The organism is Solibacillus sp. FSL K6-1781 (genome assembly GCF_038630735.1).
GTDB lineage: Bacteria > Bacillota > Bacilli > Bacillales_A > Planococcaceae > Solibacillus > Solibacillus silvestris.
The window spans coordinates 2,895,022-2,906,271 of sequence record NZ_CP152038.1 but is presented as its reverse complement, the minus strand read 5'-3'; the positions used below and the strand labels follow the sequence as shown (position 1 = coordinate 2,906,271).

Sequence of the window (11,250 nt, the reverse complement as noted above, 5' to 3'; positions counted from 1 at the left end):
AAGTGCTTTTATATAAGTTACGTGCAGGTATTAGAAACGTTGAATTGTTTTACGCATGAATGCGTATGCACATATAGCGGGCGGACATCTCAAATGTCCGTCCTTTTTGTTTGTAAAACAAGAAGAACATATGGACATCACGCAGAGTTGTACCGTTCGACAGGGTTATACTTTACACCAACTCATGTATTCGCGACAAACACTTGGAGGTGGATTAATATTAGCAAAGACATGTATGTAAACGAAGGCATCCGCGCGCGAGAACTTCGTCTAATTGATCACAATGGTGATCAGCTTGGTTTAAAAACGCGTACTGAAGCGTTGGAAATTGCCGCTCGTGCTAACTTGGATCTTGTCCTTGTGGCCCCTCAAGCCAAGCCACCAGTCGCTCGTGTCATGGACTATGGTAAATTTAAGTTCGATCAGCAAAAGAAAGACCGTGAAATTCGTAAAAATTCTAAAGTTATCGTGATGAAAGAGGTTCGCTTGAGCCCGACAATCGATGAACATGATTTTCAAACGAAATTACGTAATGCGATTAAGTTCCTTGAAAAAGGAGATAAAGTTAAAGCTTCAATTCGCTTTAAAGGTCGTGCAATCACACACAAAGAAATTGGTCAGCGTGTGCTAGATCGCTTTGCTGAAGCTTGTGCTGAAGTATCTACGGTTGAACAAAAACCGAAGATGGAAGGCCGAAGCATGTTCTTAGTTCTTCAACCGAAGACAGAGAAATAATACGTATGTAGAAACAAGTTTAGGAGGAAATCGACATGCCAAAAATGAAAACTCACCGTGGAGCTGCGAAACGTTTCAAAAAAACAGGTACTGGTAAATTAAAATTTGACCGTGCTTATGGCTCTCACTTATTCGCTAACAAATCAACTAAAGCAAAACGTCACTTACGTAAAGCAAAAGTTGCAACTTCAGGCGATTTCAAACGTATCCGTACATTATTAACTTACATGAAATAATCTTGACCGTTTAAAAGATTATTAATAACAAAAATAAAAATTAGCATTCGAAAGAATTAGCAGGAGGTAATTACTATGCCACGCGTAAAAGGCGGAACAGTAACACGCGCTCGTCGCAAAAAAGTTTTAAAATTAGCTAAAGGTTACTATGGTTCAAAACACACGTTATACAAAGTAGCTAACCAAGCAGTAATGAAATCAGGTCAATATGCATACCGTGACCGTCGTCAAAAGAAACGTGATTTCCGTAAATTATGGATCACTCGTATCAATGCAGCTGCTCGCATGAACGGTTTATCTTACTCTCGTTTAATGCACGGCTTAAAAGTAGCAGGTATCGAAGTTAACCGTAAAATGTTAGCTGACTTAGCTGTAACAGATAGCACAGCATTCGCTCAATTAGCTGAAGAAGCTAAAAAAGCAGTAGCTAAATAATTTTAGTATACAATAAAGGCTGATAGGGATTTGCTCCTTATCAGTCTTTTTTTGACTAGGGGGATTCAGATGGGATTAGCAGCAGTTTCATATGTCGCAGTTGTTTCACTCGTACTATGCGTATATATGTACATAGATAAAGAACGCGCTAAAAAGAAGGAATGGCGTATTTCCGAAAGAACTCTATTAACATTAGGGGTACTTGGTGGCGCACTTGGCGGTGTTTTAGGGATGTATTTATTTCGTCATAAAACGAAGCATAACCAATTTGCATTTGGCTTTCCTTTACTTGGGGCAATTCATATATTTATACTAGTTCAGCTATTTTAATATGATCTTGGAGCATAGACTAAATTTGTCTGTGCTTTTTTTATGCAAAGAAAAAGATTATTCATTTGTTAGTTTAGTAGTTGTAATTTATAATAAATTCAGTAAATTCGAAAGCGGGGAGTAATGAAATGAGTAAATACGAAGAGCAATTATCTTATTTACAGAAGCCGAATGAAGAGGAAATACCGGAAGATATACAGCAACTTTTCGATCAACATGTTGAAAAGCAGCAGGAGCAAAACGGGTTTGTAAATAATTTATTTAAAATTCTTCCATTGAATGCGCTGCAGTATAAAGGATTTTTGGAATTTAAATATTCTCTGTTCAATGAAGAAACAACGTATTTATCATTAGCAGACAAGGAAATGATCGGGCTTGTCGTCTCATCGACAAATAATTGCAGCTATTGCCTTACTTCACATAGTGATGTCCTTCGGGGGCTAACAAAAAATCCGGGATGGGTTGACCAGTTAACATACAATTACCGCTCCGCAAAACTTACGGAAAAGCAGCGTGCGTTATGTGATTATGCATACCGTGTAACAAGGTATCCAAATGAAATAACGACAAAAGAAGTTGATTTACTACGTGAAGCGGGTTTTAATGACCATGAAATTTTGGAAGCCGCACATGTTGCCGGATTCTTCAATTATACTAACCGCTGGGTAAGTACGATTGGAGCAGTTGCAAATCCCGGGCATTACGGACATAATCGGTAAACCGGATGCTGCAGTAAAATGCAGCATCCGGTTCTGTTTTAACTAATAAATAATAGGAGCATCATGACAATGCCAAGTGGAGGAAATAGTCGATATTTTAAACGAGTTTTTGCCTGAAGCCACTCGTTTTCCTGAACTGACATTAGTTGAAAAAAAGGAGCTTGTTTAATTTCGTTTAGAATAGAACTAAGGGCAACGTTTAAACCGATAAAAGAAAATATGAGGACGATCGCTTTTGCCCATATAGGAAGAACGAAGAGAAGGGCAATGACAAGGACAATGAGCTGGACCGGAGATTTCAAGTAATTCAGTTTCCTCAATAATGTTTTGTAAATTAAATTATCGATACGATGGGTACTTAATATTTTCTTTTTCGCTAGTAAAATAAGCGGCTGTTTTGTCTTCGCTGGCATATAATGACGCATTTCCAAGCTAAATTGATACAGGTGCTTCATCCACCCGTAAAAGGCTTCGTATTCCCAGCGGGTTTCGATTGACCAGTAACGATTGCTTAGTACGGTATTTAATAAAAGTAAGTGAGCAGCAAGAAGCAATAGGGAAAATACCCAAAATGGTAAAACGGCAAGTTTAAAAATAATGAGTGCATGAATAATAAATAGTAACGGCCATTTTGTAAACCACTTTTGACATTTATACTGTATAAATATATGGAGTACGCTTATTATATTCAAAGCGAAAAGTACTTCCCAAAATGGTAATACAAGAAAAGGTGAAGTGAGCAATAATAGTATGATAAGAACAAAGTTAAAATATATAAATGAATAACTATAACCAAATAGTTTAATCTGATGAATTTTCCTTACTTGCTGCTTATAAAATAGCAAATCAGCATCGTATACAAAGAGACGTGTGGATGTTTTTACTAGGAAAAAGCTTAATCCAAATAACAGAGTGAGTAAGAAATTTTGCTGAAGTTCGATTACCTGAAAATTAACAGCGAAATCGCGATATAAGAAAAAGCCGATAATGATACTAGGTACTACAAGGTATAGAAGGACTGTCCAATCTGTGATTGATTTAATAAGGTTAAAATTAAATTGATATGAGCGATAAAGGCGTTTTGCAAACATGTTATAACCTGCCTTGAAATTCATAAAAGATATCTAGTAAAGAAATAGGTAGACCAATCATTTGTTGAAGTTCACTCAATGATCCTTTAGCCTGGATTTTTCCTTCGTGGAGGAGAATGTAATGATCACATAGCATTTCAGCCATTTCTAATTGGTGTGTGCAAAGTAAAAAAGCGGCACCTTGTTGTTTACGTTCTTCGATTAAAACGAGCAGTTCCCGCATGGCTCGCGGATCAAGTCCCATGAAGGGTTCATCCAATATGTAAAGTGGTCTTTCAACTAAAAATGCCAATACAAGCATAACTTTTTGCTGCATCCCTTTTGAAAAGTATATCGGCAAATCATCCAGTCGCTGGTCAATTTGAAAGAGTGTGAGTAACTGCTCTGCTTTATCCCAAAGTGTTTTGTCTTTATATTCATCGATTAAAAATTGAAGGTGCTCACGCAGTGTAAAATGTTCGTATAATAATGGTCGTTCAGGTACATAACCGTAGGAGGGGATGGCGATTGTCCCTTCAAAATAAGGAATAACACCAAGCATTGATTGAATTGTAGTACTTTTACCGGCACCGTTTCCCCCAATTAAACCAGTAATAGTTCCAGGCTGCATTGAAAAATCAATTTGCTCAATGCTTGATTGATTTGCAAGATAACCTGCTTTCTTAATATGAATTTCCATAATATTTCACCTCATCCATTTATACGGATATATATGAAAAAGGTTTCAAACATAAAAGCGAACCGTACAATCATACGGTTCGCTGTCCCCAGTTAGTCTTTCATCAGTTTTTCTATCGGATTTTTCCAGTTAATCGAGGCGTTTGGATAATTCATGAGAATCTCGTTTTCTAAATACATAAAATCCTCTTTCGTAAACCCTTGAAGTTTCATCGCATCATGGACAAAGACGAAAATACTTACGACTTCAAATGCATTGTCTGTCGTACCTAAATATTTTTCTCCTTCAAATAATGCCCCCTTATACGATATGAAAAAGTTTTTCCGAATGTTTTTCACATCATCATAAAAATAATATTGTCCATTTTCATAGGCCTCATCCAATTTACGCTTTGGGTCGATTAAGTAGCGTACCCCTCTGTAAAATATGTAAATGATGAGAAGGATGATGGCAATTCGTAACAATAAAGCCATGAAACTTCCTCCTTGCTTACGGTGATTCCCTCCTATACGATTGAGTAGTATAAAAAGTTTCATTTTATTTTGAAAAAGAGGGATGTTTTAATGCAATTTCGTCAATTATTTGAAAAGCAACGGCAGCTAGACCGATTTATTGAAGAAAACCAACAAGTACAAAAAGATGTATTTGCCGAAAAAGGCCTCGCATTATTAGTTGAGCTAAGTGAATTGGCCAATGAAACACGCTGTTTCAAGTTCTGGTCAACGAAGGGGCCATCAAAAAGAGCTGTTCTTTTGGAGGAGTATGTCGACTCGGTCCACTTTATGCTCTCACTAGGAAATATGCGCGGTTTTCTGCTAGAAGAATGGCCCTTTTTAAAGGTTAAGCAAGAGTTAACAGAAACCTTCCTGAATGCGACACAGACTATCCTGACCTTTCTGCAGCACCAAACAGAAGAAAATTACAGGGCGATGTGGGAACAATACAGCATAATTGCCTACAACCTGGATTTTGCAATTGATGATGTTTTGCATGCATATGAATTAAAAAATGAGAAGAATTATGAACGGCAACGAAATGGCTATTAAATTACATAATGCCGAGAAACTATTTCACATTTCGAAATATTGTCGCTATAATAAAGATGAGTAATTATTAGGGGGAAAACCGACATGACAAAGCTTGATGCTACATTACAAATGTTCAAAGATTTAACAGATGCAAACGGTATACCAGGAAATGAACGTGCACCACGTGAGGTGATGAAAAAGTATATCGCACCTTATGCAGATGAGGTGGAAACAGATAACTTAGGAAGTTTAATCGCAAAAAAAGTAGGCGATGAAAACGGTCCGAAAATTATGGTTGCGGGTCACTTGGATGAAGTTGGTTTCATGGTTACACGCATCGATGATAAAGGGTTTGTCTTCTTCCAGACAGTAGGCGGCTGGTGGAGCCAAGTAATGCTTGCACAACGTGTGACAATTACAACACGTAAAGGGGAAGAAATTATTGGTGTGATCGGATCAAAGCCACCACATATTTTACCGGCAGATGTTCGAAACAAAGTAGTCGATATTAAATCTATGTTCGTTGATATCGGTGCCGCATCAAAAGAAGAAGCTATGGAGTGGGGCGTACGTCCAGGCGATATGATTACACCATATTTCGAATTCAATGTAATGAAAAATGAAAAGCATCTATTAGCGAAAGCATGGGATAACCGTATTGGCTGTGCGATTGCGATTGATGTACTGAAAGCATTAAAAGATGAAAAGCATCCGAACATTGTGTATGGTGTCGGGAATGTACAGGAAGAAATCGGCCTTCGCGGTGCGAAAACTTCTACATTTAAAGTACAGCCGGATATCGGTTTTTCTGTAGATGTTGGTGTTGCTGGCGATACGCCGGGCGTGACACCGAAAGAATCGACTTCAAAAATGGGCGCAGGTCCACAAATTGTCGTATATGATGCATCAATGGTATCTCATACAGGTTTACGTGAATTTGTCCTTGATGTAGCTGAAGAAGCGGGCATTCCATACCAGTTCGAAGCAATGGCTGGCGGCGGTACGGATGCAGGAAGTATTCACATTACAGCAAACGGTGTACCATCATTGGCAATCGGTGTTGCAACACGCTATATTCACTCACATGCAGGAATCTTACATCGTGATGATTATGATAATGCGGTTAAATTAATTGTAGAAGTAATTAAACGATTAGACCGTGACACAGTAAATAAAATTACATTTGAATAATACTATAAAAACTTTGGATAGAACCAACGGGGAATTGACGGTTAAATAGTGAACTAGGTAAAAAAGGGGCTGGGACAAAACCCGCCTTAAAATCAAAAGCCGTTCAAATTTTACGAAAGTAAAATTTGAACGGCTTTATTTTGTGTCTACGGCTGCCATTTTGGGATTCTTGAAAGCTAATTTGGGTTTCACGCGGTTTTCGATTCGGGATAATCGAAGGTTAATAATGAAATCGGATTAGCATTAATGGCCAAAAATTTAAGTAAATATGCGGTGAGGGGTTAACTCTTCATCCAATCTTCTCAAATAATAAAACAAAAAGGGAAATTGCACGGTGCAATTTCCCTTTTTGCCTTAACCGATACTAATTATGTCCCAGTCTCTTTTTATTTTGAAATAAACATTCATTTCATTACCCTCCTTTTAATTCCTACTACCAAATTTAGTCCTTTATGAATATTTGCCTAGAATCTGGCAATAATGAATTCATTAATTGGCGACTGTTGAAAGATAGGTGTTCAAAAAATATAATCTTAAGACAAAAGTGGGGGAATATTATGTTTTTTGGAAAAAAGAATAAGAAATCATCACTCAACAAACAAACGGGAGATATAACATCGCCTTTCAATAATAATATGGACGAAAAGCAATCTGTTCAACAAAAGGGTAAAGTAACTCCCAAAACGGAAAATCTGAAACCCATTTCCGATTCTACGGAAGTCTTTATAAAAGAAGTAAAAGATCAGCTTCATTCTCCGGCCGATTTGATAATTCGAAACATGACAGAATCCATTACTATCATTTATATCGATAATTTAGTAAAAGAAGAAATATTGAACGGAAAAATATTACCTGTCCTGCAGGATATTCAAAATGCCACACCTGACAGTATCCATAGTCAGTTGCCCCTCCCTCAAGTAAATGTGGAGGATAGGTTAAATGAGTGTATCAAAACCATGTTAACAGGGGCTGTGATCATTCATGTGGCAGGATATGCAATGGTTACTATGGTCATCATTCCGGCAAGAGAATCGCGCGGTTTGTCTGCACCCGAAAATGAATCTCAAGTAATCGGATCACAAGTTGGGTTTAATGAAAGTCTATCCACAAATATATCGCTTGTTCGACGGTTTATTTTGAGCCCTGATCTTAGTAATGAACAACTGAAAGTCGGGAATCAGACCAATACATCGCTCTCCATACTTTATATAGATGGCGTTGCTTCAGAACAAAATGTAAATACTGTTCGACAAAGAATTCAAACTCTTGATATTGAAGATCTGATCGACAGTGCGGAACTTGCCGAGTTAATTGATGACAGCTCTCTGTCCATTTTTCCGCAAATGTTATTAACGGAGCGCCCTGACCGGTTTTGTGATGGTTTATTGAGCGGGAAAATAGGCGTTCTTGTTGATGGCAGTTCAATGGGGATACTTTGTCCTTACGCATTTATTGAGTTTTTCCAGAGTAGGGAAGATAGGAACTTGCGGTGGCCGATAGCTACCTTTGTCAGATGGTTAAGATTCGTAGCTATTTTTATCTCAATTTTTTTTACCCCACTGTATGTAGCTTCACTAACATTCCATTATGAAGTCATTCCTCAGCCGCTTTTAGTTCCGCTTAGCGAATCTAGAGCTAAAGTGCCGTTTCCGCCTATACTGGAGGCACTTTTCCTGGAATTGATTATGGAATTGCTTCGCGAGGCCGGAGCGCGCCTGCCTACCAAAATAGGCCAGACAATAGGAATTGTAGGGGGGGTTGTACTTGGTACAGCGGCGGTGCAGGCAGGGATAACGAGTAACATTCTCATTATTATTGTCGCATTGTGTGCTCTGTCTTCCTTTATAACTCCGAGTTATATGATGGGAAATGTAATTCGATTGCTGCGCTTTCCAATAATCATTTTAGCCGGGTTTTGGGGGTATTATGGTATAATGCTCGCTTTTTGTATTCTGGTGATTCATCTATTACGACAAACAAGTTTAGGCGCCCCTTATATGGCACCGTTTTATCCACCTAGACTTAAAGATTTGGGCGATAGCCTGGTTCGTCTGCCGTATCCGTTCATTGTACGAAAATCGCCAAACGCAAGAGTGGAGAATCCGGAATATTCCAAAGTGCGTGTAAATCTTAAAGGTGATAAAGAGAAGGGGGAAGAGTGATGGACAAGCTGCAAGTTAATCCTACTCAAACATTCAATGCACCGCTTCTCTTTTTCATCATCTGTTCCACCCAGATTGGTGTAGGAATTCACGGGTTTCAAAGCATCATCTATAGAGATGCAAAACAGGATGCGTGGATTTCTATCATTATCAGTTTCATAGCAGCGCATATAGTCGTTTATATTATCTTTAAAGTTCTGGAATTGTATGAATCAAATGATATTTACGGGGTGAATATAAATTTATTTGGTAAATACTTAGGCAATTTAATTAATTTAACTTATATTGTTTATTGCGGCTTGGCCTATTTCGCGATTATCAAAAATTATTCAGATGTAATAAATACATGGGTATTCCCAAGTTTAAGTGCTTCGTTTATTACAATTACTCTGCTTATCACTGTGAGCTATGCTTTCACGGGAGGATTACGGGTAATAATAGGAGTTTGTTTTTTTAGCTTTTTTTTTAGTCTCTGGATTTTAGTTGTACTGTTATTTCCAATTGAATATTCAAATATAAATTACTTGCTGCCAGTATTGAATAATGATTTTAAAAGTCTATTAAAAGGGGCGTATTCGATGACGCTCACCATTGTAGGTTTTGAAATAATTAATACGATCTATCCCTATGTCAAAGAAAAGAATAAGGCCCAAAAATATGTACATTTAGGATTGATGTGTACATTGGCTATTTATTTATTTGTTATGCTCGTAACATTAACTTTTTTCAGTGGGGAACAGCTCGAGAAATCGATCTGGGCAACATTATCTTTATTCAGCATTGTCCGCCTGCCTTTTCTTGAACGGATTGAACTTATCACTGTCTGTTACTGGATGATGATCATTTTGCCGAATCTTTGTTTTTTTGTATGGTCCGCCTATCGGGGTGTCAGTCGAATGATTAACATAACCGACAAGAAATTTGTTCTTATATTTTCCGTTTTAATATTTATAGGGTCGCTGATAGTGAAAACAAGGATTGAAGTTCATACATTCAACGACTATTTCGGGAATTATGCTTTTTATATTGTATTTATTTATCCTATCTTTATATATTTCATTGCTCTCCTGAACAAAAAAGTCTTTAAAAGAAAGGCTGGAAGGGAATGAAAGCGCTGATTATGTTAAGAATGCTAATTATGCTTTTTGTATGCACAATAGTTCTCGGGGGCTGTGCAGAAGAGAAAATTCTTGAAAGGATAAGTTTAACGACACTTCTGGGCTATGATATAGAAGAAGAGGATAATTTGTCCGTCACAGCCGTCATCCGTCAGATCAATCCGGAATTAGAGAGTAAAATTGAATTGCAGTCAGCCACTGCATCTACAAGTAAGGGAGCCCGTTCAAAAATGGATTTAAAAACATCCAAGAAAATTGGATCAGGACAATTGCGGGTTGTACTGTTCGGTGAGGAGCTGGCAAAATCAGGTTTAGATGATAATATCCATATTTTAAAAATGAATTCTGAAATCAGCAATGCAACATATTTGGCTACTGTAGATGGAGATTTGAAAACATTATTGGAATATAAATATGAAAATATATCGGATATTGGACAACATATATATCAATTAATTCAACATAACATTGAACAACAATACATTATTTCATCGACGCTACATGAAGTCAATAGAGATAAACTTTCTTTTTTGAATAGTTATGCAATGCCAATATTAAAAAGAGAAGAAGAAAATGTTGAAATTTCCGGCATTGCTTTTTTTAATACGGGAAAATTATCCGGAAATCTCCCTGCAGAAGAAGCTATATATATATTAATGGTTCAAGGTAATACTCATAAAGGAGCGTTGGAAATGAAAATACCAGTCACAGCGCTGGAGAAATCCCCCTCGGATTCTTCGAAAGAACTGCCGATAGCCATCGACTCTATTAATTCAAAACGGACTATTGAATTAGTTGATCCGGAAGTTCCAGAATTCAATTTAACGATTCAACTGGAGTGTCGACTATTGGAGGTTGATTCGGATATAAGCATGGATGGAAACGCAATGATTCATAAAGTCGAGAAGGAAATCAACAAGAAAATTGAAAGTGAAATTAAACGACTTATACAATATAGCCATGACATCAATACGGATATATTCCAGTTTGGAGAATATTATAAAGCACAGTACCGAAATGCGAATATCGATAAAGAGGAATGGTATGAAATGTTTTCAAAAATGAAAGTAAACGTTACCGTAAACACTACTATTATTCGGGATGGAGTATTTCAGTAAATTTTAGATCTTGAACGTCGTATTCTCAACTGTAAAAGAAGCTGGAATAAATCAGATTCAGCTTCTTTTTTATATTTAAAATAATGGTTCTTAATGTTCAACAAAATGAGTGAATACAATCCAATCGTTGCACAAGGGTTTATTTACGGTGTGGAATTGTCAGGTGAAATAAATGAAACAACTTTAATTTGTTTTGATAAATCAATTTGGGAAATGTTTTTAGGAGAAAGCATTCATGAAAAGATGAATGAGTTTAGCATTTATCAAACGACGAACTTTACTGTGACTACATTATTTATGGATGAAGTTTGTATTAGTGTATGCAGTGAATATGATGAGAAAATTGAGTGCATCGTATGTTGAAACCTGCTGTACACTCTCCAATACAATAAGCAAAAACCATTAATT

The 11,250-nt window shown here is 37.0% G+C and carries 14 protein-coding genes; 11 read left to right on the top strand and 3 right to left on the bottom strand.

The window, feature by feature from the left end; genetic code table 11:
- The first annotated feature begins 231 nt into the window (after positions 1 to 231).
- From infC to MHH37_RS14535, 5 genes are all read left to right on the top strand, one after another.
- Positions 232 to 735, top strand: a complete 504-nt coding sequence (infC, locus tag MHH37_RS14555; protein WP_039967350.1) for a translation initiation factor IF-3 — start codon at positions 232 to 234, stop codon at positions 733 to 735.
- Between the two features lie 35 nt (positions 736 to 770).
- On the top strand, positions 771 to 971 hold the full coding sequence (gene rpmI, locus MHH37_RS14550; protein ID WP_008407727.1) for a 50S ribosomal protein L35: 201 nt from the start codon (positions 771 to 773) through the stop codon (positions 969 to 971).
- Between the two features lie 75 nt (positions 972 to 1,046).
- Positions 1,047 to 1,406 (top strand): 50S ribosomal protein L20, encoded by a 360-nt coding sequence (gene rplT, locus MHH37_RS14545; RefSeq protein WP_008407725.1) that lies wholly within the window; start codon positions 1,047 to 1,049, stop codon positions 1,404 to 1,406.
- A gap of 69 nt (positions 1,407 to 1,475) precedes the next feature.
- Positions 1,476 to 1,736 (top strand): DUF1294 domain-containing protein, encoded by a 261-nt coding sequence (locus tag MHH37_RS14540; RefSeq protein WP_008407723.1) that lies wholly within the window; start codon positions 1,476 to 1,478, stop codon positions 1,734 to 1,736.
- 128 nt (positions 1,737 to 1,864) lie between these two features.
- On the top strand, positions 1,865 to 2,455 hold the full coding sequence (locus tag MHH37_RS14535; RefSeq protein WP_342573614.1) for a peroxidase-related enzyme: 591 nt from the start codon (positions 1,865 to 1,867) through the stop codon (positions 2,453 to 2,455).
- 38 nt (positions 2,456 to 2,493) lie between these two features.
- Here MHH37_RS14535 and MHH37_RS14530 read toward each other — a convergent pair whose 3' ends face one another.
- From MHH37_RS14530 to MHH37_RS14520, 3 genes are all read right to left on the bottom strand, one after another.
- On the bottom strand, positions 2,494 to 3,546 hold the full coding sequence (locus MHH37_RS14530) for an ABC transporter permease (RefSeq protein WP_342573613.1): 1,053 nt from the start codon (positions 3,544 to 3,546) through the stop codon (positions 2,494 to 2,496).
- Position 3,547: 1 nt separating this feature from the next.
- Entirely contained in the window at positions 3,548 to 4,225 is a 678-nt protein-coding gene (locus MHH37_RS14525; protein WP_342573612.1) for an ABC transporter ATP-binding protein, read from the bottom strand.
- Positions 4,226 to 4,317: 92 nt separating this feature from the next.
- Positions 4,318 to 4,698, bottom strand: a complete 381-nt coding sequence (locus MHH37_RS14520; protein ID WP_008407719.1) for a hypothetical protein — start codon at positions 4,696 to 4,698, stop codon at positions 4,318 to 4,320.
- A 90-nt stretch (positions 4,699 to 4,788) separates the two neighbouring features.
- Between MHH37_RS14520 and MHH37_RS14515 the strand changes: the two genes are divergently transcribed.
- From MHH37_RS14515 to MHH37_RS14490, 6 genes are all read left to right on the top strand, one after another.
- Positions 4,789 to 5,271: a dUTP diphosphatase gene (locus MHH37_RS14515; RefSeq protein WP_342573611.1), complete on the top strand. Its 483-nt coding sequence runs from the start codon at positions 4,789 to 4,791 to the stop codon at positions 5,269 to 5,271.
- An 84-nt stretch (positions 5,272 to 5,355) separates the two neighbouring features.
- Entirely contained in the window at positions 5,356 to 6,444 is a 1,089-nt protein-coding gene (locus MHH37_RS14510; protein ID WP_008407715.1) for a M42 family metallopeptidase, read from the top strand.
- A gap of 557 nt (positions 6,445 to 7,001) precedes the next feature.
- Positions 7,002 to 8,606, top strand: a complete 1,605-nt coding sequence (locus MHH37_RS14505) for a spore germination protein (RefSeq protein WP_339262697.1) — start codon at positions 7,002 to 7,004, stop codon at positions 8,604 to 8,606.
- On the top strand, positions 8,606 to 9,715 hold the full coding sequence (locus MHH37_RS14500) for a GerAB/ArcD/ProY family transporter (RefSeq protein ID WP_008407711.1): 1,110 nt from the start codon (positions 8,606 to 8,608) through the stop codon (positions 9,713 to 9,715). Before MHH37_RS14505 ends, MHH37_RS14500 begins: the two co-directional genes overlap by 1 nt.
- The gene (locus tag MHH37_RS14495) at positions 9,712 to 10,842 is read left to right on the top strand and encodes a Ger(x)C family spore germination protein (RefSeq protein ID WP_342573610.1); all 1,131 of its coding nucleotides are present in this window, start codon (positions 9,712 to 9,714) and stop codon (positions 10,840 to 10,842) included. The genes MHH37_RS14500 and MHH37_RS14495 overlap by 4 nt, the downstream gene beginning before the upstream one ends.
- Positions 10,843 to 10,935: 93 nt before the next feature.
- Entirely contained in the window at positions 10,936 to 11,205 is a 270-nt protein-coding gene (locus MHH37_RS14490; RefSeq protein WP_342573609.1) for a hypothetical protein, read from the top strand.
- Positions 11,206 to 11,250 lie beyond the last annotated feature (45 nt).

Excerpts from the sequence above, each read along its gene's own strand:
- infC (WP_039967350.1), top strand. The coding sequence starts at position 232 with ATGTATGTAAACGAAGGCATCCGCGCGCGAGAACTTCGTCTAATTGAT.
- rpmI (WP_008407727.1), top strand. The coding sequence starts at position 771 with ATGCCAAAAATGAAAACTCACCGTGGAGCTGCGAAACGTTTCAAAAAA.
- rplT (WP_008407725.1), top strand. The coding sequence starts at position 1,047 with ATGCCACGCGTAAAAGGCGGAACAGTAACACGCGCTCGTCGCAAAAAA.
- MHH37_RS14540 (WP_008407723.1), top strand. The coding sequence starts at position 1,476 with ATGGGATTAGCAGCAGTTTCATATGTCGCAGTTGTTTCACTCGTACTA.
- MHH37_RS14535 (WP_342573614.1), top strand. The coding sequence starts at position 1,865 with ATGAGTAAATACGAAGAGCAATTATCTTATTTACAGAAGCCGAATGAA.
- MHH37_RS14530 (WP_342573613.1), bottom strand. The coding sequence starts at position 3,546 with ATGTTTGCAAAACGCCTTTATCGCTCATATCAATTTAATTTTAACCTT.
- MHH37_RS14525 (WP_342573612.1), bottom strand. The coding sequence starts at position 4,225 with ATGGAAATTCATATTAAGAAAGCAGGTTATCTTGCAAATCAATCAAGC.
- MHH37_RS14520 (WP_008407719.1), bottom strand. The coding sequence starts at position 4,698 with ATGGCTTTATTGTTACGAATTGCCATCATCCTTCTCATCATTTACATA.
- MHH37_RS14515 (WP_342573611.1), top strand. The coding sequence starts at position 4,789 with ATGCAATTTCGTCAATTATTTGAAAAGCAACGGCAGCTAGACCGATTT.
- MHH37_RS14510 (WP_008407715.1), top strand. The coding sequence starts at position 5,356 with ATGACAAAGCTTGATGCTACATTACAAATGTTCAAAGATTTAACAGAT.
- MHH37_RS14505 (WP_339262697.1), top strand. The coding sequence starts at position 7,002 with ATGTTTTTTGGAAAAAAGAATAAGAAATCATCACTCAACAAACAAACG.
- MHH37_RS14500 (WP_008407711.1), top strand. The coding sequence starts at position 8,606 with ATGGACAAGCTGCAAGTTAATCCTACTCAAACATTCAATGCACCGCTT.
- MHH37_RS14495 (WP_342573610.1), top strand. The coding sequence starts at position 9,712 with ATGAAAGCGCTGATTATGTTAAGAATGCTAATTATGCTTTTTGTATGC.
- MHH37_RS14490 (WP_342573609.1), top strand. The coding sequence starts at position 10,936 with ATGTTCAACAAAATGAGTGAATACAATCCAATCGTTGCACAAGGGTTT.